The sequence below is a fragment of the Streptomyces sp. NPDC041940 genome, assembly GCF_055589465.1.
The window spans coordinates 166945-191974 of record NZ_JBVJBP010000010.1; the positions used below are offsets into that span (position 1 = coordinate 166945).

The 25030-nt window shown below is 71.2% G+C and carries 22 protein-coding genes and 1 tRNA gene; 14 read left to right on the forward strand and 9 right to left on the reverse strand.

All coding sequences use genetic code 11. The annotated features are described in order from the left end of the window. Positions 1 to 20: 20 nt before the first annotated feature. Entirely contained in the window at positions 21 to 1484 is a 1464-nt protein-coding gene (locus ACZ6I3_RS19165; protein ID WP_469415888.1) for an aminopeptidase P family protein, read from the forward strand. Here the strand turns inward: ACZ6I3_RS19165 and ACZ6I3_RS19170 are convergent. After that, the gene (locus ACZ6I3_RS19170) at positions 1474 to 2337 is read right to left on the reverse strand and encodes a triphosphoribosyl-dephospho-CoA synthase (protein ID WP_469415890.1); all 864 of its coding nucleotides are present in this window, start codon (positions 2335 to 2337) and stop codon (positions 1474 to 1476) included. The genes ACZ6I3_RS19165 and ACZ6I3_RS19170 overlap by 11 nt on opposite strands. A 9-nt stretch (positions 2338 to 2346) precedes the next feature. Continuing rightward, a complete protein-coding gene (locus tag ACZ6I3_RS19175) occupies positions 2347 to 3276 on the reverse strand; it encodes an intradiol ring-cleavage dioxygenase (RefSeq protein ID WP_469415892.1) in 930 nt (309 codons plus the stop codon). A gap of 183 nt (positions 3277 to 3459) precedes the next feature. On the opposite strand from ACZ6I3_RS19175, the gene ACZ6I3_RS19180 reads away from it, so the two are divergent. Continuing rightward, positions 3460 to 6453: a glycine--tRNA ligase gene (locus ACZ6I3_RS19180; RefSeq protein WP_469415893.1), complete on the forward strand. Its 2994-nt coding sequence runs from the start codon at positions 3460 to 3462 to the stop codon at positions 6451 to 6453. An 81-nt stretch (positions 6454 to 6534) separates the two neighbouring features. On the opposite strand, the gene ACZ6I3_RS19185 is transcribed toward ACZ6I3_RS19180, so the two are convergent. Continuing rightward, positions 6535 to 7002 carry an ATP-binding protein gene (locus tag ACZ6I3_RS19185; RefSeq protein WP_469415895.1) on the reverse strand — a complete coding sequence of 156 codons (468 nt, stop codon included), beginning with the start codon at positions 7000 to 7002 and terminating at the stop codon, positions 6535 to 6537. Positions 7003 to 7246: 244 nt separating this feature from the next. Between ACZ6I3_RS19185 and ACZ6I3_RS19190 the strand changes: the two genes are divergently transcribed. From ACZ6I3_RS19190 to ACZ6I3_RS19230, 9 genes are all read left to right on the forward strand, one after another. Next, complete coding sequence (locus tag ACZ6I3_RS19190) at positions 7247 to 8062, forward strand: hypothetical protein (protein WP_469415896.1); 816 nt, start codon at positions 7247 to 7249, stop codon at positions 8060 to 8062. 137 nt (positions 8063 to 8199) lie between these two features. Further along, a complete protein-coding gene (locus ACZ6I3_RS19195; RefSeq protein ID WP_469415898.1) occupies positions 8200 to 8943 on the forward strand; it encodes a YcnI family copper-binding membrane protein in 744 nt (247 codons plus the stop codon). Between the two features lie 94 nt (positions 8944 to 9037). Continuing rightward, positions 9038 to 9691: an SCO family protein gene (locus tag ACZ6I3_RS19200; RefSeq protein ID WP_399022280.1), complete on the forward strand. Its 654-nt coding sequence runs from the start codon at positions 9038 to 9040 to the stop codon at positions 9689 to 9691. Next, the gene (locus ACZ6I3_RS19205; RefSeq protein WP_469415899.1) at positions 9688 to 10161 is read left to right on the forward strand and encodes a copper chaperone PCu(A)C; all 474 of its coding nucleotides are present in this window, start codon (positions 9688 to 9690) and stop codon (positions 10159 to 10161) included. Before ACZ6I3_RS19200 ends, ACZ6I3_RS19205 begins: the two co-directional genes overlap by 4 nt. A gap of 13 nt (positions 10162 to 10174) precedes the next feature. Then, positions 10175 to 12220, forward strand: coding sequence for a copper resistance CopC/CopD family protein (locus tag ACZ6I3_RS19210; protein ID WP_469415901.1), 2046 nt, complete (start codon positions 10175 to 10177; stop codon positions 12218 to 12220). 6 nt (positions 12221 to 12226) lie between these two features. Then, positions 12227 to 13513, forward strand: a complete 1287-nt coding sequence (gene efeB / locus ACZ6I3_RS19215; RefSeq protein ID WP_469415903.1) for an iron uptake transporter deferrochelatase/peroxidase subunit — start codon at positions 12227 to 12229, stop codon at positions 13511 to 13513. A gap of 62 nt (positions 13514 to 13575) precedes the next feature. After that, positions 13576 to 14508, forward strand: coding sequence for a prephenate dehydratase (gene pheA / locus ACZ6I3_RS19220; RefSeq protein ID WP_469415905.1), 933 nt, complete (start codon positions 13576 to 13578; stop codon positions 14506 to 14508). A gap of 517 nt (positions 14509 to 15025) precedes the next feature. Continuing rightward, positions 15026 to 16303, forward strand: a complete 1278-nt coding sequence (gene serS, locus ACZ6I3_RS19225) for a serine--tRNA ligase (protein WP_469415906.1) — start codon at positions 15026 to 15028, stop codon at positions 16301 to 16303. Beyond that, entirely contained in the window at positions 16300 to 17118 is an 819-nt protein-coding gene (locus ACZ6I3_RS19230) for an HAD family hydrolase (RefSeq protein WP_469415907.1), read from the forward strand. Before serS ends, ACZ6I3_RS19230 begins: the two co-directional genes overlap by 4 nt. Before the next feature lie 37 nt (positions 17119 to 17155). On the opposite strand, the gene ACZ6I3_RS19235 is transcribed toward ACZ6I3_RS19230, so the two are convergent. The 6 genes from ACZ6I3_RS19235 to ACZ6I3_RS19260 form a co-directional block, all read right to left on the reverse strand. Further along, positions 17156 to 17261 (reverse strand) — tRNA-OTHER (locus tag ACZ6I3_RS19235). A gap of 268 nt (positions 17262 to 17529) precedes the next feature. Continuing rightward, positions 17530 to 17766: an SGM_3592 family protein gene (locus ACZ6I3_RS19240; protein ID WP_469415909.1), complete on the reverse strand. Its 237-nt coding sequence runs from the start codon at positions 17764 to 17766 to the stop codon at positions 17530 to 17532. A gap of 102 nt (positions 17767 to 17868) precedes the next feature. Further along, positions 17869 to 18588 (reverse strand): ABC transporter permease subunit, encoded by a 720-nt coding sequence (locus tag ACZ6I3_RS19245; RefSeq protein ID WP_469415911.1) that lies wholly within the window; start codon positions 18586 to 18588, stop codon positions 17869 to 17871. Positions 18589 to 18597: 9 nt separating this feature from the next. Beyond that, positions 18598 to 19509: an ABC transporter ATP-binding protein gene (locus tag ACZ6I3_RS19250; protein WP_399022264.1), complete on the reverse strand. Its 912-nt coding sequence runs from the start codon at positions 19507 to 19509 to the stop codon at positions 18598 to 18600. Continuing rightward, positions 19506 to 20423, reverse strand: coding sequence for an ABC transporter permease (locus tag ACZ6I3_RS19255; protein ID WP_469415913.1), 918 nt, complete (start codon positions 20421 to 20423; stop codon positions 19506 to 19508). Before ACZ6I3_RS19255 ends, ACZ6I3_RS19250 begins: the two co-directional genes overlap by 4 nt. Next, entirely contained in the window at positions 20413 to 21381 is a 969-nt protein-coding gene (locus tag ACZ6I3_RS19260; protein WP_469416033.1) for an ABC transporter ATP-binding protein, read from the reverse strand. Before ACZ6I3_RS19260 ends, ACZ6I3_RS19255 begins: the two co-directional genes overlap by 11 nt. Positions 21382 to 21549: 168 nt before the next feature. Between ACZ6I3_RS19260 and ACZ6I3_RS19265 the strand changes: the two genes are divergently transcribed. The 3 genes from ACZ6I3_RS19265 (at position 21550) to ACZ6I3_RS19275 (ending at position 24994) form a co-directional block, all read left to right on the forward strand. Continuing rightward, positions 21550 to 23307, forward strand: a complete 1758-nt coding sequence (locus tag ACZ6I3_RS19265) for an SDR family oxidoreductase (RefSeq protein ID WP_469415914.1) — start codon at positions 21550 to 21552, stop codon at positions 23305 to 23307. 152 nt (positions 23308 to 23459) lie between these two features. Next, the gene (locus ACZ6I3_RS19270) at positions 23460 to 24008 is read left to right on the forward strand and encodes an RNA 2'-phosphotransferase (protein WP_469415916.1); all 549 of its coding nucleotides are present in this window, start codon (positions 23460 to 23462) and stop codon (positions 24006 to 24008) included. 83 nt (positions 24009 to 24091) lie between these two features. After that, a complete protein-coding gene (locus ACZ6I3_RS19275; protein WP_469415918.1) occupies positions 24092 to 24994 on the forward strand; it encodes an LLM class flavin-dependent oxidoreductase in 903 nt (300 codons plus the stop codon). Positions 24995 to 25030: the final 36 nt, after the last annotated feature.

Below are 25030 nucleotides of genomic sequence, written 5' to 3' on the forward strand. Positions count from 1 at the left end.
CCAGTGCCGTATCGAGGAGGATGACCGTGGCGGAGGAGCTCACACCGGCGACCCCGGACGAGAGCGAAGAGCCGATCAAGCAGCGGAAGAACGGACTGTACCCCGGCGTGTCCGACGAGCTTGCCGAGAACATGAAGAGCGGCTGGGCCGACACCGAGCTGCGTGACCTCCGGCCCGTCGCCCAGGCCGCCGAGACCGCCGCCCGCCGGGCCGCGCTGTCCGCGCGCTTCCCGGGCGAGCGACTGGTGATCCCCGCGGGCAACCTGAAGACCCGCTCGAACGACACCGAGTACGCCTTCCGCGCCTCCGTCGAGTACGCCTACCTCACCGGCAACCAGACGGAGGACGGCGTCCTCGTCCTGGAGCCCAAGGACGAGGGCCACGAGGCGACGATCTACCTCCTGCCGCGTTCCGACCGGGAGAACGGCGAGTTCTGGCTGGACGGCCAGGGCGAGCTGTGGGTCGGCCGCCGCCACTCCCTCACCGAGGCGGAGCAGCTGTACGGCATCCCCGCCTCCGATGTGCGCGAGCTGGCCGGGGCGCTGGGCGAGGCCACCGGTCCGGTGCGGGCCGTACGCGGGTACGACGCGGGCATCGAGGCCGCGCTGACCGACAAGGTCACCGCCGAGCGCGACGAGGAGCTGCGGGTCTTCCTCTCCGAGGCGCGGCTGGTCAAGGACGACTTCGAGGTCGGCGAGCTGCAGAAGGCGGTCGACTCGACCGTGCGCGGCTTCGAGGACGTGGTGAAGGTCCTCGACAAGGCCGAGGCGACCTCCGAGCGGTACATCGAGGGCACGTTCTTCCTCCGCGCGCGCGTGGAGGGCAACGACGTCGGCTACGGCACGATCGCCGCGGCCGGGCCGCACGCCTGCACGCTGCACTGGGTGCGCAACGACGGGCCCGTGCGGTCGGGCGATCTGCTGCTGCTCGACGCCGGTGTGGAGACGCACACGTACTACACGGCGGATGTGACGCGCACCCTGCCGGTGAACGGGCGGTTCAGCGCGCTCCAGAAGAAGATCTACGACGCGGTGTACGAGGCTCAGGAGGCCGGCATCGCGGCCGTGCAGCCGGGCGCGAAGTACCGGGACTTCCACGATGCCGCGCAGCGGGTGCTGACGGAGAAGCTGGTCGAGTGGGGGCTCGTCGAGGGGCCGGTGGAGCGGGTCCTGGAGCTGGGGCTGCAGCGGCGGTGGACGCTGCACGGCACGGGCCACATGCTCGGGATGGACGTGCACGACTGCGCTGCCGCGCGGACCGAGACGTATGTCGACGGTGTGCTGGAGCCGGGGATGTGTCTGACCGTCGAGCCCGGGTTGTACTTCCAGGCCGACGATCTGACCGTGCCGGAGGAGTACCGGGGTATCGGGGTGCGGATCGAGGACGACATCCTCGTGACCGAGGGTGGGAACCGGAACCTGAGTGCGGCGTTGCCCCGGCGGTCGGACGAGGTTGAGGCGTGGATGGCCTCCGTCAAGGGCTGAGTTTCGGGTGCGGGTGGGTGGGGGCTGGTCGCGCAGTTCCCCGCGCCCCTAGGGAATCCAGGAACAGCGTGCCTGTAAGCAGAGGGGCGCTGCCCCTGGGGATCCAGCCGCGCGTCTGAAGGTCTGTGTCCAGGGCTGACAGCGCCGCTGTCCCCGGTTCCGTGGTGATACCGCCCGCCTCCAGCACGCCGCGCGCTCCCGCCTGGACATGGCGCAGGCCCATCGGGCCCGCCGTGTGGAGGAGCTCGGTGTCCTGGAGAGTGGACATCACCGTGAGCAGGGCGTTCAGGCGGGCCTCGGGCTCGGTCGCGCCCTGCGCGCGGGACGTGGTGAGGGCGGTCAGGGCGCGGCGGACGTGCGGGAAGCCGGCCCTGGCTTCGCCCCTCGCGCCGGCCGCGCCGTACTTGGCCGACACCGTGGAGCCGCGTGAGGGGCGGCGCGGGGCCCGGCGGTCCGGGTGGGCGGCCAGTCGCTTGGCCAGGGTCGTCGTGTCGGACGGTCGCGCACCCGGGTTCAGTGCCGCCGCCGCGACCAGCAGGCCGAGTGTCCACAGGGCGCCCCGGTGGCCGCCGCCCGTCAGACCCACGGTGTGTTCGGTGGAGCGGCCGATCGCGCCCAGTTCCGCGCGGAGCCGGGCGCTGGGCTCGCCCGTGCGGCGGGCCGCGGCTGCCATCGCCGTGAGGCCGGGCAGCAGCGCCCTGGCCGACCAGCGCAGGGCGCTGTGGTCCCGGCGGGTGACCCGGGCGGTCAGATCGCGCGGGTCGGGCAGGCCCGGCTTGGGGGCCAGGGCCAGTTGGCCGACCAGCGCATCGACGGCGGCCTGCGCGAGCGCCTCGTCCTCACGGCTGTTCATCGCCGTACCTCAGGAGGAGGAGGGGGAGGACGAGGGGTCGGGGGCGCCCGTCGGCGGTTCGCCCGTGGGGGCGCCGCTCGGGGGTGTGCCGCCTCCGCCTCCGCCGCTGCCCGCGCCGGTGTTCTCGGCGTCGGGGTCGATGCCCAGGGTGAGGAAGCCCTTGTAGCCCTTGGACGGGTCCTTCTTGTGCACCGCTTTGAGCGTGAGCAGGCCGCTGGACGCGCCGCCGCCGTCGTAGACCATGTCGTCGGCGAGCTTGGTGTAGCTGCCGCTGTGCTTGCTGTACGGCTCCAGGGCGAAGATCGACTCGGCGATCTCGTCGTCGAAGAACAGCTGGCCGGTGAAGTTGACCTTGCCGCCCTCGTAGGTGCCGTCCTCTTTCGCACCGCCGGTGTGGACCTTGAGGTGGATGTGGCAGGTGCGCGGGGTGTACCAGCCCGGCACGATCGTCTCGAACTTGACGACCCCGTTGGCGTTGGCGACCTGGTAGCCGCGCAGGTAGGTCTTGTCGTTCGCGGTGGAGCCGTCCTCGCTCTCGGCGGGGGCCGAGCCGCCGGGGTTGGCGGTGGTGTAGCCGGAGTAGTAGCCCCAGGCGTCGCAGTGCCAGATCTCCACGGCCGCGCCGGGGACCGGGGTGCAGCCGTCGGTGGCGTCCACGACGGTCAGGCGCAGGGTCAGGGGGACGCCGCTCTTGCCCTCGGTGATGTTCTTGCGGACCAGCGCGCCGTCGAGGTAGTACGGCCCCTCCGTGACGCTCGACATCAGCTCCATGCAGGTGCCGGAGCTCGCGGAGGAGCCGGCCGTCGCCGTGGTCGCCGCCGTGGTCGTGGACGTCGTCGTGTCCGCGAAGGCCGACTGGTAGCCGGCCGCGGCCAGGCCGCCCGCGACCGCGAGGGCGCGGCGCCGGGTGAGGGTGGTGTTCTTGTGGTTTCCCGTCATGAACAGGGAAGTTAGGGACAGCACCCGTCAGGTTCGTGAGGCTGGGCTGAGAGCCCGCTGTGAATCGACCGGAGGCATCCGGCCAACGGGGTCGTGAGTCAAAAAACAGCAGGTCAGCGGTAGTTGGCGTATGAGATCATGGCCGACCTTGCCGGGCCGACTCGGGGAACAGGCGATTCGATCATGAAGAACGTCCAGACGGCGCTGACCATGCAGGACGCCGTCCTCACCCTGCAGAAGTACTGGAGCGACAACGGCTGCATGATCACGCAGCCGTTGAACACCGAGGTCGGAGCCGGTACGGCCAACCCGGCCACGGCGCTGCGCGTGCTCGGTCCCGAGCCCTGGAGCGTGGCCTACGTCGAGCCGAGCGTGCGGCCGGACGACTCGCGCTACGGCGAGAACCCCAACCGGCTCCAGACGCACACCCAGTTCCAGGTCATCCTCAAGCCCGACCCCGGCAACCCTCAGGAGCTGTATCTGGGCAGCCTGAGGGCGCTCGGCGTCGACCTCGGCGCGCACGACGTGCGGTTCGTCGAGGACAACTGGGCCTCACCCGCGCTCGGCGCCTGGGGGCTGGGCTGGGAGGTCTGGCTGGACGGCATGGAGATCACCCAGTTCACCTACTTCCAGCAGGTCGGCGGTGTCGCCCTGGATCCGGTGTCGGTGGAGATCACGTACGGCCTCGAACGCATCCTGATGAACCTTCAGGGCGTGGCCCACTTCAAGGACATCGTCTACGCGCCGGGCATCACGTACGGCGAGGTGTTCGGCCAGAACGAGTACGAGATGAGCCGCTACTACCTCGACGACGCCGACCTCGACACCAACCACCGGCTCTTCGAGGCGTACGCGGCCGAGGCCCGGCGCCTGCTCGACCTGGAGCTGCCGGTTCCGGCGTACCTGTACGTGCTCAAGTGCAGCCACACCTTCAACGTGCTCGACGCGCGCGGCGCCATCAGCACCACCGAGCGGGCCAAGGCGTTCTCGCTGATGCGTGGTCTGACGCACGAGACGGCGAAGTTGTGGGAGCGGCGGCGGGCCGCGCTGGAGTACCCGCTCGGCGTGGCGGCCGCACCGGCCCCGGCCGAGCGGCCCGCGCTGCCCAAGGTTCCCGGCGTCGAGACGCTGCTGTTCGAGATCGGCGTGGAGGAGCTGCCGTACGCCGATGTGCCCGCCACCACCGAGGCGGTGCGCGAGTCGGTCACCGCCAAGCTGGCCGACACCCGGCTGGGGCACGGCGCGATCACCGTGATGGCCACCCCGCGCCGGATCGTGATCACCGTCGACGGTGTGCAGCCGCGCGAGCGGGACACGATGCGGACCGTGCGCGGGCCGAAGGTCGCCGCCGCCTTCAAGGACGGCGCTCCCACCCCGGCTTTGCAGGGCTTCGCCCGCAGCCAGGGCGCCGAACCGACGGACGTGCGGATCGTCGACGTCAACGGGGTCGAGTACGTGGCACTCACCCGTCACGAGGAGGGGCGCTCGGCCGTCGAGGTACTCAGCGACCTGCTGGCCGAGGTCGTGTCCGGGCTGCGTGCCGGGCGCAACATGCGCTGGAGCGACCCGGGGCTCTCGTTCTCGCGTCCCGTGCGCTGGCTGCTCGCCCTGCTGGGGCGCACTCCCCTGCCCGTGGTGGTCTCCTCCCTCTCCGCGGGCGACACGACGCGGGTGCAGCGCCAGGCCCCCTATCCGGAGGTCCGGGTGACTGCCGCCGAGGGCTACCCGCACTTCCTGCACATGCACGGCATCCTGCTCGACCGGGATTCCCGGCGCGGCGCGGTGGTCCGCGGTGCCGTGGAGGCGGCGGCCGAGGTCGGCGGGCGGATCGACGTGGAGGGCCAGGCCGGCCTGATCGACGAGATCACCGACATCCTGGAGTTCCCCTACGCCGTGCGGGGGTCGTTCGACGAGCGCTATCTCGAACTGCCCGCGAGCGTCCTGACCACCGTGATGCGCAAGCACCAGCGCTATCTGCCGGTGCTGGACGGCGAGCGCCTCATGCCGCACTTCGTCACCTTCGCCAACGCCCTGTGCGACGACGACGTGGTGCGGGCGGGCAACGAGGCGGTGCTGCGGGCCCGTTACGAGGACGCCGCGTTCTTCTGGCGGGCGGACCTGAAGGTGCCGCCGGCGGAGTTCCGGAGCCGGCTGGACAAGCTGACCTTCGAGGACCGGCTCGGTACGGTCGCCGACCGCGCCGAGCGCCTCGCCGTCCTCTCCCTCGATCTTGCCGCGCGGGCCGGGCTGGCCCAGGAGGCGGTGGACGTCGTCCGGCGCGCCGGTGCGCTGGCGAAGTTCGACCTGGCGTCCCAGATGGTGATCGAGTTCTCGGGACTGGCCGGGGTGATGGCAGAGGAGTACGCCCGCCGGGCCGGCGAGTCCGCGGAGGTCGCCCGGGCCCTCGCCGAGATGGAGTTGCCGCGCTCCGCCGGCGGTGCCCTTCCCGCCGGGGAGGCGGGTGCCGTGCTGTCGCTCGCCGACCGGTTCGACCTGGTGACGGGCATGTTCATCATCGGGGCCGCACCGACCGGGAGTTCCGATCCGTACGGGGTGCGCCGGGCCGCGATCGGGCTGCTCAACGTGCTGCGGAGCCTGCCCGCCGTGGCCGGGATCCGGGTGCGCGACGGCCTGCGCGCGGCGGCCGTACGGTACGCCGCGCAGGGCGTCGAGGTGCCCGCCGAGCGGGTCGCCGAGGCAGCCGAACTGATCACCCGGCGCTATGAGCAGCAGCTCACGGACGCCGGGCACGAACACCGGCTCGTCCAAGCCGTCCTGGTGTGGGCCGACCGGCCCGCCCACGGCGACCGGACGCTGGCCACGCTGGAGCGGCACATCGGCACGGAGGCGTTCGAGGCACTCGCCGCCGCGTTCCAGCGGGTCGTGCGCATCCTCCCCGAGGGCGGCGTCGAGGCGGCGGACCTGTCCCTGCTGACCGCGCCCGCCGAACTGCGCCTCGCCGAGAGCGCCGAGGCCGTACGCCAGGCGCTGCAGGGCCGTGAGGACGACCTCGGGGCGCTGATCGAGGTCGCCGGGCCGCTGGTCGAGGCGATCAGCGCCTTCTTCGACGAGGTACTGGTGATGGACCCCGACCCGGCGGTCCGTGCGGCCCGGCTGGCGCTGCTCACGCAGGTGGCGGGGCTGGCGCGGACGACGTTGGACTGGGGTGCGCTGTAGGGGCGGACGGCAGCAGACGTTCAGCGGGACGTTTCACGTGAAACACGGCGGTGGTGTTTCACGTGAAACACCACCGCAGGGTCAGACCGCCATCAGCGGCGCGGCACCCTCGCGCCACTTGAGGACCTTGTCGAAGCTCACCACGGCCCCGCCCCGGCCCGGCTTGTTGCCGATGTGAACATGGTCGGCGAGCTCCTCGATGAGGCAGAGTCCTCTGCCGTCCTCCGCGTCGGAGTGCGCGGGCCGGATCGGCGGGCGGGACCGGGAGACGGAGGACACGGGGAAACCCGGGCCCGCGTCGGCGACCTCGATCCGGCACTTCTCACCGTCGAGGTAGGCCGTGACCCGGTACGCCTCCGACCCAGGGCCGCGCGCCATGTCCCCGCCGTGCTCCACGGCGTTCGCGCAGGCCTCACTGAGGGCCACGGAGAGGTCGTAGGAGATGTCGGGGTCGACGCCCGCGGACTCCATCGTGCCGATGAACAGGCGCCTGGCGAGGGGCACGCTGGCAGCTTCGCGCCGCAGATGGAGTGACCACCAGATGCTCATGCTCCAGCCTCCTGGCTGCGGCTCGACATACCGTTACGTATTGCCCCCAGCCCCCGCATGTAAGCGTGAAGTTGACGTGATGCCGCCCATACGGCGGATGCGCACTGATCCTGATCGGTGTATGCGGGAGCGAACACCGGCGCAAGTAGGGGCGGGCGGGGCCAGAGGGTGACGTTCCGGTCGTACGGCATCTTGCGGACCTGCCGCACGGGGCCCGCGGGGCCAGTGCGATGATGAGCCCGCCATGACTGCCCCCCACGCGCGCGTGACGCGCTCCGGACACCCGTTCCGGATCCTGCGGGCCGCGGTGTTCGCCGCGGTCTGCGTCGTGCTGGCCGGGGCAGGTCACGCGCTGGCGTCGTGCGAGGGCATTCCGCTGTGGACGCTGGGCGCCGGGTTCCTCGGGGTGGCCGCGGTGGCGGCCCCGCTCGCGGGACGCGTGCGCTCGCTGCCGGGCATCGCGGCACTGCTCGCGGTCGGCCAGACGGTGCTGCACACGCTCTTCGGCCTGGGCCAGCACGGTACGGCCGCGGCCACCACGTCCTCGGTGCCGGCGGGCACGAGCGACGCCGCGCTGGTCCAGCAGGCCGCGCGGCTCCTGTGCGGCACCACGGCGGCGGCTATCAGCCCGGCGCAGGCCCACAAGATCCTCACCGACGCCCGGCTCCAGCCGACGGGCGGCGCCCACGCGCATGTGGCCACGGACGCCGCACCGGCCTCGCTGTGGCCGTCCCTGCCGATGCTGCTCGGCCATGTCCTCGCGGCGGTCGCCGCCGGCTGGCTGCTGCGCCACGGCGACCTGGCGCTGCTGCGGCTCACCGAACTGTCGGCGCAGGGCGTCACCGAAGGGGCGCTCGTGCGCTCCCTGCGGGCAGCGTTCGCGCTGGTGCGCGCCCTGCGTGCCGGCCTCCCGGGAGCGCCGGAGGCACGTCTGTGCCCCGCGCCCGCCGTGCGGCCCGTGCCGGAGACGCCGTGCACCACCGCACTGCAGCACACGGTGATCCGGCGCGGCCCGCCCGCCGCCACGGCTCCCGCATCCGCACTCGCCCTCGCCGCCTGACGCGACCGCCACTCCGCTTCTTTCGGATCTTTCGGATTCTTTCGGATTCGAGGAGGGGCCGCCGTCGTGCGGCACGCGCGTGTGCGTGTATCCCTCTTCCTCATCCCGACCCGACTCACAGCGGAGTGCTCCCTTCCATGAAGGTTTCCCGTATCGCCGCGGCCGGTGCCGCCGCCGGTGTCACCGTTCTCGCCCTGTCCGCCCCCGCCTTCGCGCACGTCACCGTGCAGCCCGAAGGGGAGGCCGCCAAGGGCGGCTACGCGGTCGTGGACTTCAAGGTCCCGAACGAGCGCGACGACGCCTCGACCACCAAGCTCGAGGTCAACTTCCCCACCGACCACCCGCTGGCCTCCGTCATGCCGGAGCCGGTGCCCGGCTGGGACGTCAAGGTCACCAAGTCCAAGCTGGACAAGCCGCTGGAGATGCACGGCGAGAAGATCTCCGAGGCCGTCACCAAGGTCACCTGGACCGCCGACGGCGACGGCATCAAGGCCGGCTTCTTCCAGAAGTTCCCGGTCTCCATCGGCACCCTGCCCGAGGACGCCGACGAACTCGTCTTCAAGGCCCTGCAGACGTACTCCAACAAGGAGGTCGTCCGCTGGATCGAGGTGCCGCAGGAGGGCAAGGAGGAGCCCGACAACCCGGCCCCGGTGCTGGAGCTGTCCGCCGCCTCCGAGGACGGGCACCACGGCTCGTCGGGCGACAAGGCCTCCGACTCCGAGGAGACCGAGAAGGCCTCCGCCAAGACCGCCGCCGCCGACACCCACTCCTCCGACGGCACCGACACCACCGCCCGCGTCCTGGGCATCGTCGGCATCGTGGTCGGCGCGGCGGGCGTCGCCTACGGCGTGCTCGCCGGGCGTCGGCGCTCCAACGCCTGACGCTGCTTCCGTTGCACGGCGCGCACCGGGTCCTCGCCCCTCGGGCGGGGGCACTCCGGTGCGCGCCGGGTCACCGACATCTGGGATTCCTTTCATGCGCACCAAGACCTTCGCCGCGGCCGCTCTGCTCGCCGCCGCCTCTCTGACCCTGACCGCCTGCGGCAGCGGCGGCGACAGCGACAAGCCCGTCGCCGTGGTGTCGGAGGAGGCCGGCACCGAGAAGGCCGCCACCGTCCTCGACAAGCCGTTCGAGAAGCCGGACCTGGTCCTCACCGACACGCAGGGCAAGAAGTACGACCTCCGCAAGGAGACCGAGGGCAAGCCCACCCTGATCTACTTCGGCTACACCCACTGCCCCGACGTGTGCCCGTCGACCATGAGCAACATCGCCGTGGCCAAGAAGCAGCTGCCCAAGGCCGAACAGGACGACCTGCGCGTCGTGTTCGTCACCACCGACCCGGACCGCGACAACCCGGCCGAGCTCGGCAAGTGGCTCAAGGGCATCGACCCCCAGTTCATCGGCCTCACCGGCGACTTCGCGACCATCCAGGCAGGCGCCCGCACCCTCGGCATCTCCCTCGACGCGCCGCGGAAGGACAAGAACGGCAAGATCATCTCCGAGCACGGCACCCAGGTCATCGCGTTCTCGCCGAAGACCGACGGCGGCTATGTGCTCTACGGCGAGGACGCCACCGTCGACGACTACACCAAGGACCTCCCCGAGATCGTCAAGGGAGCGAACCCGTGAGGCGTGCGATCGGCCCGGCGGCCCTCGTCCTGACCGGGACGCTGGCCCTGGCGGGCTGCGGCGGCTCGGACTCCGGCAGTGACTCCGCGGACGGGAAGGCGGAACTCTCCGTGGGCTCCGCGTACATGCCGCAGCCGGTCTCCGACGAGATGGCGGCGGGCTTCTTCACCGTCACCAACAAGGGCGGTGCCGCCGACGAGCTGACCTCGGTCACGAGCGATGTCGCCGGGCAGGTCACCGTGCACGAGACCGTCGGCGGAGCCATGCGGGAGGTCAAGGACCTGAAGGTCCCCGCCCACGGCGAACTGGTGCTGAAGAGCGGCGGCGACCACCTGATGTTCGAGCAGCTGAAGCGCAAGCCGAAGGAAGGCCAGACGGTCACCGTCGAGCTGCGCTTCGCCGGCTCCGGCCCCGTCAAGGTCGAGATGCCGGTGAAGCCGGCGACCTACCAACCGAAGACCGGACACTGAGGGAGGGACCCCTGTGACACAGACCATCGCCCCCCGCGTCCGGAACCTGGTGCTGCTGCTCCTGGCCGCGGCCTGCGCACTCCTCGCGGGAGCCGGGCCGGCCTCCGCGCACGCCGCGGTGACCGGCAGCGACCCCGGGCAGGGGGCGGTGGTCCAGGAGGCCCCGGCCCGGATCTCGCTCACCTTCTCCGAGCAGGTCGCGCTGTCCGACGACTCACTGCGCGTCCTCGACCCCGACGGCAAGCGCGTCGACACGGCCGAGCCGTCCAACGTGAGCGGAACGACGTATGCCGTGGGGCTGAAGCCGGGCCTGCCCGACGGCACGTACACGGTGGCCTACCAGGTCGTCTCCGCCGACAGCCACCCCGTCGCCGGCGCCTACACCTTCTCCATCGGCGCCCCCTCCAAGACCTCCGCGACGGTCTCCCAGCAGGCGACCGACGACGGAGTCGTCGGCTGGCTGTACGGCACCGGGCGGTATGTGTCGTACGCCGGGTTCATCGTGATGGCCGGCGGCGCCGCCTTCGTCCTCGCCTGCTGGCGACGCGGCTCCGGGGTACGGCCGGTGCAGCGGTTCGTCGTCTCCGGGTGGCTCGCGCTCACCGCCGCCACCCTCGCCCTGCTCCTGCTGCGCGGCTCCTACACCGGCTCCGGGAAGGTCGCCGACGTCTTCGACCTGTCCCTGCTCGGGCAGGTGCTGGAGACCAAGACCGGCGCGGCCCTGGTGTCCCGGCTGCTGCTGCTCGCCGCGGCGGCACTGTTCATCTCCGTGCTGTTCGGGGCGTACGACAAGCGCGAGGACGCCCAGGAGAAGCGCGACCTGACCTTCGGTCTCGCCGTCGGCGGCGTCGTCGTGGCGGCCGGGCTCGCCGCGAGCTGGGCCATGTCCGAGCACGCCTCGGTCGGGCTCCAGGCGGGCATCTCCATGCCGGTCGACGTCGTCCATCTGCTGGCGGTCGCCGCGTGGCTCGGAGGACTGGGCGCGCTCCTGGTCGCCCTGTACCGGGCCCCCGCCGACGCGCCCGTCGACGCGACGGCCGTACGCCGCTTCTCCCGTGTCGCCTTCGGCAGCGTGCTCGCGCTGATCGCGACCGGGACGTACCAGTCCTGGCGCCAGCTCGGCTCCTGGTCGGCCTTCACCGACACCCGGTACGGGCAGCTCCTCCTGGCCAAGATCGCCCTCGTGGTCGTGCTGGTCGGCGTCGCCTGGATCTCACGGCGCTGGACGGGGCGGCTGGCGGAGGCCGTACCGGCACCGGCGGAGCGGGAGATGGCGCGCGTCGGTGCGGGGGCGGATGCCTCCGGCGACCCAGACGCCGAGGCCTCCGGCGATGACCGGACCGGCACGAGCACCGGCCATGACGCCGACGAGCAGCGTGACCCCGAGCCCGACAACCCGGGGCCCGACAACCCGGGGCCCGCCGACACGGAGCCCGCCGACGCCGAGCCCGACGACAACGAGCCCGCCGACGCCGAGCGCGCCGCGCAGCTCGCCCGGCAGCGGGCCGCTCGGGACACCGCCCGGCAGAAGCAACTGCGGGACGCCGACCCCAACCGATTCGGCCTGCGCCGCTCCGTGCTGGCCGAGGCCGGCATCGCGGTCGTCCTGCTCGCCGTCACCACCGTGCTGACGCAGACCGAGCCGGGCCGTACGGAGCAGGACGCCAAGGCGGCCGCCTCGTCCTCCGCGTCCGCCTCCGCCGACGCCGGAGCATCCGGGGCGCTGACCCTGAACATGCCGTTCGACACCGGCGGCGAGGACGGCAAGGGCATCGTCACCGTCGACCTCGACCCGGCGCGCGTGGGCGACAACGAGATGCACGTCTACGTGGAGCGGCCCAACGGCCGGGCCTTCGACATCCCCGAGGTGAAGGTCGACTTCACCCTGAAAGCCAAGGACATCGGGCCCCTGCCCGTCGCCCCCGACCACCTGGCTACCGGACACTGGTCGGCGAACGGAGTGCAGATCCCCATGGCCGGCGACTGGCAGGTCGACGTCACCGTGCGGACCTCCGACATCGACGAGGTGACCGTCTCCAAGAACGCGCAGATCGGCTGAACGACCATGGTTGACCAGTCCATTCCGGAGGCCCGCACTCCCGGCACCGCCCCGGGGGAGACCGAAGCGGCCTCCGCCGGCGGCATCTCACGGCGCCGGATGCTCGGCACCGCCGGTGCCACCGGGCTCGTGCTCGGTACGGCGGGCGCGGCCGGGGGATACGCCGCCGCACCCTCCGAGGCCGCCGCGCCCCTCACCTCGCTCGGCACCGACCGGGCGATGTTTCACGGGAAACATCAGCCCGGCATCACCGAAGCCCTCCAGGCCCGCGGTCACGTCGTCGCCTTCGACCTGGCGGCGGGCGCCGGCCGCAAGGAGGCCGCCGCCCTGCTGCGCCGCTGGTCGGAGACGGCGCGGCGGCTGATGGCGGGCGAGCCGAGCGGGCCCGACGACACCGACGTGGCCCGGGACGCCGGGCCCTCGTCGCTGACGATCACCTTCGGCTTCGGCCACAGCTTCTTCGCCAGGACCGGCCTGGAGAAGCAGCGCCCGGCCTCCCTCGACCCCCTGCCCGAGTTCTCCTCCGACCACCTCGACAAGAACCGCAGCAACGGCGACCTGTGGGTGCAGATCGGCGCCAACGACTCCCTGGTCGCCTTCCACGCCCTGCGCGCGATCCAGAAGGACACCGGCTCGGCTGCCCGCATCCGCTGGCAGATGAACGGCTTCAACCGCTCGCCGGGCGCCACCTCCCACCCCATGACGGCCCGCAACCTCATGGGCCAGATCGACGGCACCCGCAACCCGAAGCCGGCCGAGTCCGACTTCGACCAGCGGATCTTCGTGCCGGACAAGGGCGACCCGGCCTGGATGGCGAACGGCTCCTACGCCGTCGTACGACGGATCCGCATGCTCCTCGACGACTGGGAGAAGCTCTCCGGGAAAGCGCAGGAGGATGTGATCGGGCGCCGCAAGTCCGACGGGTCGGCACTCTCCGGGGGCACCGAGAAGACCGCGATGGACCTGGAGAAGACGGACGCCAAGGGCAACCTGGTCGTCCCGATCAACGCCCACGCCCGAATCACCCGGCCCGACCAGAACGGCGGCGCGGCGATGCTCCGCCGCCCGTTCTCCTTCCACGACGGCATCGACACCGACGGAGTGCCCGACGCGGGTCTGCTCTTCATCTGCTGGCAGGCCGATCCGCTGCGCGGCTTCGTGCCGGTGCAGCGCAAGCTCGACCGCGGCGACGCCCTGTCGCAGTACATCCGGCACGAGTCGAGCGGGCTGTTCGCGGTGCCGGGCGGGGCCGCGGAGGGCGAGTACGTGGGGCAGAAGTTGCTGGAGGGGTGAGAGTTCGCCTCTGGGCGCTCTTGTGGGGGATGTCGATTCCACGAGCCCATTAGGGTGAGGTCATGCCAGCGAGCTATGCGTATCTCGGCCCTGAGGGCACCTTCACCGAAGTCGCCCTGCGCACGCTTCCCGAGACCGCCACCCGGGAACTCACCCCGTACGTCTCCGTCCAGTCCGCGCTCGACGCCGTACGAACCGGCGAGGCCGAGGCCGCGTTCGTGCCGATCGAGAACTCCGTCGAGGGCGGCATCACCACCACCCTCGACGAGCTGGTCGCCGGCGCCCCGCTGATGATCTACCGCGAGGTGCTGCTGTCGATCACCTTCGCGCTGCTCGTCCGCCCGGGCACGAAGCTGTCGGACATCAAGACGGTCTCCGCCCACCCGGCCGCCCAGCCGCAGGTGCGCAACTGGCTGAAGAAGCACCTCCCGGACGCGCACTGGGAGTCGGCCGCCTCGAACGCGGACGCCGCCCGGCTGGTCCAGGAGGGCCAGTACGACGCCGCCTTCGCGGGCGAGTTCGCGGCCGCCCGCTACGGCCTCGAGGCCCTGGAGACGGGGATCCACGACGCCGAGAACGCCCAGACACGGTTCGTGCTGGTCGGCCGGCCCGCCCGGCCCGCGGCGCCGACCGGCGCGGACAAGACGTCCATCGTGTTGTGGCAGCGCGACGACCACCCCGGCGGTCTGCGCGACCTGCTGGGCGAGTTCGCCACGCGCGGCATCAACCTGATGCTGCTCCAGTCCCGGCCCACCGGCGCGGGCATCGGCAACTACTGCTTCTGCATCGACGCCGAGGGCCATATCTCCGACCGCCGGATGGCCGATGCCCTGAAGGGCCTGAAGCGGATCTGCCTCCAGGTGCGCTACCTCGGCTCCTATCCGCGTGCGGACATGGCGCCCGGGGATGTCCAGCCGCCACGGCTCGGGACGTCGGACGAGGAGTTCGTGGAGGCGGCGGACTGGGTGGCGCGCTGCCAGGACGGCCGGTTCTAGACCGGTCGTACCTGGTGATTTTCGTTATCCACAGGAGTTATCCACAGGTCCGCTTCTCGACCTGGGGACAAGTCGACAACGCAACGCGATTCAGTCGACAAATCGCCCTACAGGGCCCGGATGGGGCCATCAGCAGGCAGGTCGCCCTTCGTCTACCGTTTTCCCTTGCGTAACTCTTCAGGGGGACCCAATTGCACTCGAAAGTGAGGACAGGGCAGGTTTCCGTCGGGAATTCCGAGGGATGCCCAGCCTCCCGGAGTGATCAATTCCGAAGTCCACAGATCTTCCACACAGCCTGTGGATAACTCTTCGGCAGGCGTGGATCCCTGTGGACAACCAAGCCCCAAGTCCCGTTCCGCACAAGGAAATCGAGTCAATGCCACACCCCGCAGATGGCTCGTTCCGGCGAGAGGGGCGTTTTTATTGACACTCAGAGCAATTCACCCATAACGGTACGTAAAGAGCGACCTCAATAGTGAGTCGTGGGAGGTCATCGCGCACCGGTAGCCTTGGGCGCGTGATTGACCTTCGCCTGCTCCGTGAGGACCCCGACCGTGTGCGCGCCTCCCAGCGCGCCCGTGGAGAGGACGTCGCGCTCGTCGACGCCCTCCTGTCTGCCGACGAGCGGCGCAGGTCGTCCGGCGTCCGCTTCGACGAGCTGCGCGCCGAGCAGAAGGCGCTCGGCAAGCTCATCCCCAAGGCGGCCGGGGACGAGAAGGCCGAGCTGCTGAAGAAGGCGGGCCAGCTCTCCGCCGACGTCAAGGCCGCCGACGCGGACCGCGACGCGGCCGACACCGAGACCCAGGAGCTGCTCCAGAGGCTCGGCAACCTCGTCCACCCGGACGTGCCCGTGGGCGGCGAGGAGGACTTCGTCACCCTGGAGACGCACGGCACGATCCGCGACTTCGGCGCCGAGGGCTTCGAGCCCAAGGACCACCTGGAGCTCGGCCAGATCCTCGGCGCGATCGACGTCGAGCGCGGCGCCAAGGTCTCCGGCTCGCGCTTCTACTTCCTGACGGGCGTGGGCGCGCTCCTGGAGCTCGCCCTGGTGAACGCGGCGATGGCCCAGGCCACCGCGGCCGGTTTCACCCCGATGCTCACCCCGGCCCTGGTCCGCTCCCAGTCCATGGCGGGCACGGGCTTCCTCGGCCAGGCCGCCCAGGACGTCTACCACCTCGCCGACGACGACCTCTACCTGGTCGGCACGTCCGAGGTGGCGCTGGCGGCGTACCACATGGACGAGATCCTCGACGCCGACCGCCTCCCCCTGCGCTACGCGGGCTTCTCGCCCTGCTTCCGCCGCGAGGCCGGTTCGCACGGCAAGGACACCCGGGGCATCTTCCGCGTGCACCAGTTCGACAAGGTCGAGATGTTCTCCTACGTCGCCCCGGAGGACTCGCAGGCCGAGCACCAGCGGCTGCTGGAGTGGGAGAAGCAGTGGCTGACCTCCCTGGAGCTGCCCTACCGCGTGATCGACGTGGCCAGCGCCGACCTCGGCTCCTCGGCCGCCCGCAAGTTCGACTGCGAGGCGTGGATCCCGACCCAGGGCAAGTACCGCGAGCTGACCTCGACCTCGGACTGCACCGAGTTCCAGTCCCGCCGGCTGTCGATCCGCGTCCGTGACGGCAAGCAGGTCAAGCCGCTGGCCACGCTCAACGGCACCCTGTGCGCCGTACCGCGCACGATCGTCGCGATCCTGGAGAACCACCAGCAGCCCGACGGCTCGGTGCGCGTGCCCGAGGTGCTGCGCCCGTACCTGGGCGGCCGGGAGGTCCTGGAGCCGGTGTCCAAGTGAGCGACACGGCCCCATCGGGCGGCTTCCCCTACAAGCTGATCGCCACCGACCTCGACGGAACGCTGCTGCGCTCCGACGAGTCGGTGTCGCCCCGCACCCGTGACGCGCTCGCGGCGGCCACCGCCGCGGGCGCTGCGCACATCGTCGTCACCGGCCGCGCGGTCCCGTGGACCCGGCACATCCTCGACGACCTGGGCTACCAGGGGCTTGCCGTCTGCGGCCAGGGCGCGCAGGTGTACGACGCCGGCGCCCACCGGCTGCTGACGTCGGTGACGCTGGACCGGCAGCTGGCCGGGGTGGCGCTGGCCAAGATCGAGGCGGAGGTCGGCCCGCTGTACCTGGCTGCGAGCCGCGACGGCCTCGACGGCGAGGTCCTGGTGGGCCCCGGCTACGCGGTCCAGGGCACCCTCCCCGCGACCCCCTTCACGGACGCGTCGGACCTGTGGACCGCGCCCCTGAACAAGATGTACATCCAGCACCCGACGCTGTCGGACGACGAGCTGTGCGAGGTGGCCACGCGCACCGCCGGCGGTTTCGTCACCGTCGTCATGGCGGGCGAGGGCATCGTCGAACTCCTCCCCCTGGGCCTGTCCAAGGCGACCGGCCTGTCCCTGGCGGCCCGCCGGCTCAAGGTGAAGGCGGCCGACACGATCGCCTTCGGCGACATGCCCAACGACATACCGATGTTCGCCTGGTCCTCCTACGGTGTCGCCATGGCGGACGCCCACGAGGAGCTGAAGGCCGTGGCGGACGAGGTGACGTCCTCGAACGAGGAGGACGGGATCGCGGTCGTGCTGGAGCGGTTGCTGGGCTGAACGCCGGGCCTGTCGTCCGGTGCTCGGTGATGCTGGGCGGAGGATGCACGGATCGAACGTGCGCGGGCTCTCGCAGCCCGACCGCGACTCGCTTCTGCTCGAACGCAGCGCGAGCCAGTGCCTTACCACTCGGCCAATCCTCCGGGTGGGCGGCCCACGCGAGTGCGATTCGCGTGCTCGAAGCGGCCGCCCCGGGCAGCTCCCCGCAGGGGGCGAGTTCCACGGAGTGAGGTAGCGACTACTCCGGAGCCCGCCGCGGGCTGCCCTGAAGGGAGCTGGACGTACTGCCGTGCATGGGCATCGTCCCGCTCCTCTCCCAGAACTCGGCGCCGGACTTCCTTGCCCGGCGGGGTGAACACAACCACTCTGCCCGCCGGGCGAATTGGACGCCACCGATTAAATCGCCCGGCCTCAGCGCCTGCGCCACCGGCGCCGCCGGACCTTGCTGAAGAACCAGCCGGCGGGCGGCTCGTCGGAGCGCCAGGGCTGCGGTTCCGGCTCCTCACGGCGCCAGCGCTCGGCGAGCATCCGGGCCCGGGCGGACGGCTCGGAGGTCTCGGCGGAGCGTATGAAGTCGTCGTCCAGGACGAGGTCGTCCCAGGCGTCGTCCTGACCGCCGTCCTCGTGCTGAGCCCTCTCGCCCGCCATCCCCGTCTCCTCCCGGCCGTCCAACTCCCGTGTGGTTGCCCTACATCCCGTTTGCCCAGTGTGCCCCGACAGAGGTGAAGCCCCCGTCAAGGCCCGGGCCCGTCACTCCTCGCCGGCGAGGGTCAGCGAGCGCAGCTTCTGACCGGCGTACCAGGTGGCGAGCACCGTGACGCCGACCAGCAGCACCGTCGCCGTGGTCAGGCCGACGTCCGAGGTCACCAGGTTCCCGCCGGACACCTTCTGGGCCACGGCCAGCGACCACTGCTGGACGCTCAGCGTGCGGGCGCCCGGCACCAGGGAGCCGAACAGGGCCTCCCAGACCAGCGCGTAGACGAGACCGAACACCACCGCGTGCCGGGAGACCGTGCCGAGCAGCAGGAACATCGCCGCGTACGCGATGGACGCGACCAGCGCCGCCACCGTGTAGGCCACGGCGATCTGCTGGCCGTTGCCGTTCAGGATCAAGCCCGCGATGAGCGTCGGCACCGCGGAGAACACCATCGTCACGGCGACGGCGACGATCAGCTTGGTGAAGATGATGGTCGGCCGTTTGATCGGCTTGGACAGCAGGTACACCACCGAGCCGTCGTCGATCTCCGGGCCGATCGCGCCGGTTCCGGCGATGACGCCGATGAGCGGCACCATCGTGGCGAGGGCGAGACCGCCCAGCAGGTCGGAGGCCGTCTGGTCGTCAGCACCGGTGAGAGCGCGCACCGCCACGGCGATGACGATCAGCAGCAGGGGCAGGGCACCGAGGATGAGGGCCCGGCGCCGGCCGAGCAGGGCCCGGTAGGTGAGCCGGGCGACTGTGGGGTCATACATCAGGGCCTCCTACGCCGCGACCAGGTACGAGAAGACGGACTCGAGGGACTCGTCGGACGGCGAGACCGTGAGCAGGCGGATGCCGTGCTCGCGCGCCACACGCGGCAGCAGAGCCGTGAAGCGGCCGAAGTCGACGGCCTGGACGCGCAGCGCGCCCTCGGCGTGGTCGACCTCGATCCCGGACGTCGACGGGTCGGCGATCAGCGCGGCCGCGAGGGCGCGGTCGTCGCTGGAACGCACCAGGTAGCGGTGCGGCCGGTCGGTCATCAGGCGCCGGATCTTGCGGAAGTCACCGCTGGCGGCGTGCCGGCCGGCGACGACGACCTCGATGTGCCAGGCGAGTTGCTCGACCTCTTCGAGGATGTGGGACGAGAACAGCACCGTGCGGCCCTCGTCGCCCATGCGGCGCAGCAGGTCCATCAGCTGCATGCGCTGGCGCGGGTCCATGCCGTTGAAGGGTTCGTCCAGCAGGAGCAGGGACGGGTCGTGGACCAGGGCGGAGGCCATCTTCACGCGCTGGCGCATGCCCTTGGAGTACGTCTGGATCTTGCGGTCCTGCGCGTACTCCATCTCGACCGTGGCCAGCGCCTTCTGGGCCGCCTTGGCGCCCAGGCCGTGCAGCTCGGCGTTGGCCAGCACGAACTCCTTCCCGGTGAGGAAGTCGTACATCGCCTCGCGCTCGGGGACGACGCCGATGTGCCGGTAGATCTGCTCGTTGCGCCACACGGGCTGCCCGTCGAGGGTGACCGTGCCGGTGGAGGGGGCCAGGAAGCCGCCCATCATGTTGATGAGGGTGGACTTTCCGGCGCCGTTGGGGCCGAGGAGGCCCGTGACGCCGGGGCCGATGGTCATGGTGATGTCGTTGACGGCGACCACGTTGCCGAACCAGCGGGAGACGTGGTCGATGGAGAGCGTGGTCACAGTCCCACCTTCTTGTAGCGGCGCATCAGGAGGCCGTAGCTCGCCGCGATCAGGCCCAGGGCGACGAGGACGAAGACGGCGCCCTCGGCGTTGCTCGGGCCCACCCCGCCGGGGAAGGCGGAGGTCGCGCCCAGGAACGCGGACTGCACCCCGTCGACGAGCGTGATCGGCGAGAACAGCCCGATCAACGGCACGGCGTCGCTGCTGCCCTGGACGTCGGCGATGGCCTGCAGGGTGGAGACCGCGCCGTAGGTGATGGTCAGCACGGCGATCACGGCCGCGATGCCGAAGCCGCGGCGCGGTGTGAAGGACGCGATGACCAGGCCGATTCCGGCGAAGAGCAGGGAGAGCAGTGCCACGGAGACGAGTCCCTGTGCGAATCCCTTGGTCTGGTCGGCGAAGTCGAGCTCGGCCAGCAGCGCGCCCACGTAGAGCACGAGCAGGGGAGCCGCCGTGAGGACGAACAGCGCCGAGGCCAGCGCCGCGAACTTGGCGCGGACGTAGTCGGCGGTCTCGATGGGCCGCGAGAAGTACAGCGGCACGGTCTTGAAGCGCAGGTCCCGCGAGACGGACTGGGGTGCCTGCGAGGCGACGTACAGGCTGATGACCGCCTGCATGACGATCGCGTAGCGCGTGTAGCCCACGGGCAGGGCGGTGGCCTTGGTGGCGACCGCGACGGCGACCATGATGGCCGCGGGCACGCACATCACCACGAACAGCAGCATCGGCAGCACCTTGGACTTCACCGAGCGGCCGAGGCCGTAGGAGCCGCGCAGGGACTGCGAGTACAGGGAGCGGCGGGCGTAGGCGCGGCCCAGGCGGGGGCCGTCGTAGCTGCGGTAGCCGATGTTGTGGATGCGGGTCTGGTCACCCGGTGCCGGGGCGGATGTCCCCGTGGAGTGTTCAACCGCCATGGCCGACGGCCTCCTTCCGCTGCTCGCGCTCGTCGCTGTCCGTGAAGACCTCGGAGATGTGGTGCCGGCGCTGCTCCATGCGCACCAGGCCGAGTCCGAGGTCGGCGATCACGTCCCGGACCAGGTCGTACGTCTCCTCGCCCTGGGCGGTGAGCAGCAGGACGTGGCCGGCTCCGGGCAGGCCGCTGCCGTCCTCGACGCTCATCCCGCGCGCGTGCAGCGCGTCGCGTACCGCGCGGGTGCCGTCCGGGTGCTCGTCGGTGTCGGTGACCTCGATCGCGAGGGTCGTGGTGGTCTGGGTGAAGTCCGTGGTGGAGCTGGAGCGCAGGAGCTTGCCGCCGTCGATGACGACGACGTGGTCGCAGGTGCGCTCCAGTTCGCCCAGCAGGTGCGAGGTGACCAGGACGGAGATGCCGAAGTCGGTGTGGATCCGGCGGATCAGGCCGAGCATCTCGTCGCGGCCGACCGGGTCGAGGCCGTTGGTCGGCTCGTCCAGGAAGACCAGCTGCGGGTCGTGCACCAGGGCCTGGGCGAGCTTGACGCGCTGTTTCATGCCGGTCGAGTAGCCGCCGATGGGGCGGTAGCGCTCCTCGTACAGGCCGACATGGCGCAGGGTGTCGGCCGTGCGCTCGCGCGCCGCGGTGGGCGGCAGGCCGGACATGCGCGCCATGTGGACGACGAACTCGGTGGCCGAGACGTCCGGTGGCAGGCAGTCGTGCTCGGGCATGTAGCCGACCCGCTCGCGGATGTCGGCGCCCTTGGTGGCGACATCGAGGCCGAGCACGTCGGCGCGGCCCTCGGTGGCGGGGGACAGACCCAGCAGGATCTTGATCAGTGTGGACTTGCCGGCTCCGTTGGCTCCGACGAGTCCGGTCACACCGGGCCCGACGTCCACGGAGAGCCGGTCAAGCGCGGTCACCCTCGGGAACCGCTTGCTCAGGCTTTCGGTCGCGATCACAGTCACCCCTCGAAGGTAGGGCCCGTGAGCGTGGCGGGCGTCACTCCGTGGAGCTGTATTCGGGTCAGCCCTGAGTATTACGGGCCCCTAGGGGGCCTGGTTCTCCAGAGTTACCACGACCGGGAAGGCGCTATTGACGATTTCTCTAACAAGTGCCAGATTCGCCGGATGACGTTGCTCACGGGCGCGCGGGAGCGCTGGGTACGGACCGGCGAAGTCGAGCTGTGCGTGGCCGAGCTGGGCGATCCACGTCGCCCGACGGTCGTCCTCGTGCACGGCTACCCCGACAGCAAGGAAGTGTGGTCCGAGGTCGCCGCGCGTCTCGCCGGGCAATTCCACGTGGTGGCGTACGACGTCCGCGGCCACGGCCGTTCGACGGCGCCGCGGCCGCTGCGGGGCGGATTCACTCTGGAGAAGCTGACGGACGACTTCCTGGCCGTCGCGGACGCGGTCAGCCCGGACCGGGCCGTGCACCTGGTCGGGCATGACTGGGGCTCGGTGCAGGCCTGGGAGTTCACCACCGTCGGGCGCACCGAGGGCCGCGTCGCCTCCTTCACCTCGATGTCCGGTCCGTCCCTGGACCACTTCGGACACTGGATCAACCGGCGTGTGAAGCGGCCCACCCCGCGCCGGGTCGGCCAGCTCCTCGGGCAGGGCGCGAAGTCCTGGTACGTGTACCTGCTGCACACGCCCGTGCTGCCCGAGCTGGCCTGGCGCGGCCCGCTCGGCAAGCGCTGGCCGAAGGTCCTGGAGCGGGTCGAGAAGGTGCCGCGCGGCGGCTACCCGACCTCGTCCCTGCCGTCGGACGCGGCGCACGGCGCCTGGCTGTACCGGGACAACGTGCGGCCCCGGCTGCGCAGGCCGCGCCCGGACGCGCACGCCCACGCGCCCGTGCAGCTCATCACGCCCCTGGCGGACAGGTTCCTGTCGGAGCGGCTCCACGACGAGCTGGAGCAGTGGGTTCCGCGGCTGACCCGCAGGACGCTCCCGGCGGGGCACTGGATCCCGCGCACCCGTCCGGATCAGCTCGCCTCGTGGATCGGGGATTTCGTGACGTCCGTCGAGGACGGCCGGTCCCCGGCGGCGGCGAGCGGAAGGCATGCCGAGCGGTTCGCCGGGCAGCTCGTGCTGGTCACCGGGGCGGGCAGCGGCATCGGGCGGGCGACGGCGCTCGCGTTCGCGGAGGCGGGCGCGCGCGTGGTGGCCGTCGACCGGGACGCGGAGGCGGCGGCCCGCACCGCCGAGTCGTCCCGTGTCATGGGCGCCGCGGTGGCCTGGGCGGAGACGGCCGACGTCTCCGACGAGCAGGCCATGGAGAAGCTCGCCGAGAAGGTCACCCTTGAGTACGGGGTGGTGGACGTCCTGGTGAACAACGCCGGGATCGGGCTGTCCGGGTCCTTCTTCGACACCACGCCGGAGGACTGGAAGAAGGTCCTCGACGTCAATCTGTGGGGCGTGATCCACGGCTGCCGGCTCTTCGGCCTGCGGATGGCCGAGCGCGGGCAGGGCGGCCACATCGTCAACGTGGCCTCCGCGGCGGCGTTCCAGCCGTCCCGGGCCCTGCCCGCCTACAGCACCTCCAAGGCGGCCGTGCTGATGCTCAGCGAGTGCCTGCGGGCGGAACTCGCCGGGCGGGGGATCGGCGTGACGGCAGTCTGTCCGGGCATCGTCAACACCGCCATCACGTCGACGGCGCACTTCGCGGGGGTCGACGCCCAGGAGGAGACGCGGCTCCAGCAGCGCGCCGCCCGTCTGTACGGGCTGCGGAACTATCCGCCGGAGAAGGTGGCCGCCGCGATCCTGCGGGCGGTGGTGCGTGACGAGGCGGTGGTTCCGGTCACGCCGGAGGCACGGGGCGCGCGGGTGCTGTCGCGGCTGGCGCCGGGGGTGTTGCGGCGGATCGCGCGGCTGAAGCCGCCGATGTGAAAGGCTGCTCGGCAGGCCCAAGGCCCTTGTTTTGAGGGCCTGTTGTCCACAGAATCGCCAATTCCCCTGTGGATAACCACACTTGGCTGTGGATCAAACCTCGGAAGCAATACTCGATCGCGTGATTCCCGTCTCTCCCGCACTCTGGTGGGATGGACGAAAGACGCACCGTCAAGGTGTCGAAGTACCTCTCGAAGCATCTGCGCCACCAGCCGGAGCAGATCGGGCTGGCGCTCGACGAGGGCGGCTGGGTGGAGATCGACACGCTGATCGCCGCGGCCGCCGCGCACGGTTTCCGGTTCACCCGCGACGAACTGGACCATGTCGTCATCACCAACGACAAGCGCCGTTTCGCCGTCGAGGGCACCCGGATCCGCGCCAGCCAGGGCCACAGCGTCGAGGTCGACCTCGGGCTGCCGCCGGCGACCCCGCCCGCGCACCTCTACCACGGCACCGTCGCCCGCCACCTCGACGCGATCCGGGTCGAGGGGCTCAGGCCGATGAACCGGCACGACGTACATCTCTCACCCGACCGTGAGACGGCGACCCACGTCGGTGCCCGCCGGGGCCGGCCGCTCGTGCTGACGGTGGACACGGCCGCCATGCACCGCGACGGCCATGTCTTCCGCGTGAGCGCGAACGGCGTGTGGCTGACCGAGGCCGTACCGCCGCGCTATCTCCGCTTCCCCGCACCCCACTGACCTGCTGAGCGTGGCCGGCCGCCGACGGTGACGTGTTTCACGTGAAACACGGGCCACCGCAGGGCTCCCTTAGGCTCCTTGCCATGAGTCTGCGTCTGAGCACCGTGATCCTCCCGTACCGCCGCTGGAACGAAGGCGGCCGTACGGCCTGGACGCGCGCCGAGCAGCTCGGCTTCCACACCGCGTACACCTACGACCATCTGTCCTGGCGCAGCTTCCGGGACGGCCCGTGGTTCGGTGCCGTGCCGACCCTCACCGCCGCCGCGGCCGTCACCGAGCGGCTTCGGCTCGGCACGCTGGTGACCTCGCCGAACTTCCGGCATCCGGTGACCCTCGCCAAGGAGCTGATCTCCCTGGACGACATCTCCGGCGGGCGGGTCACCCTGGGCATCGGCGCGGGCGGCTCCGGTTTCGACGCCACCGCGCTCGGCCAGGACCCGTGGACCCCGCGCGAGCGTGCCGACCGGTTCGCCGAGTTCGTCCCGCTGCTCGACCGGCTGCTCACCGAGGACACGGTGTCGTACGAGGGCGACTTCTACTCGGCTCACGAGGCGCGGAACATCCCTGGCTGTGTGCAGCGCCCCCGGCTGCCGTTCGCGGTCGCCGCGACCGGTCCGCGCGGGATGCGGCTCACCGCCCGGTACGGCCAGGCCTGGGTGACCACCGGCGACCCCAAGCTGTACGAGAACGGCACCCCCGAGCAGTCGATCCAGGCCCTGCGCGGGCAGGCCGAGAAGCTGGCCGACACCTGCGCCGAGGTCGGCCGGGACATGACCGGCCTCGACCGGGTCCTGCTGACCGGGTTCACGCCGGACCGCACCGGCCCGCTCCAGTCTCTGGACGCCTTCGTCGACTTCGCCGGCCGGCACGCGGAACTGGGCTTCACGGAGCTGGTGATCCACTGGCCCATCCCGGACTCGCCCTTCGCTGCGGACGAGAAGGTCTTCGAGCAGATCGCCATGGAGGCGCCGGCGCAGCTGCGCTGAGGCCTCTGGGGGCGGCTTCCTCGGGAAAGCCCTGGT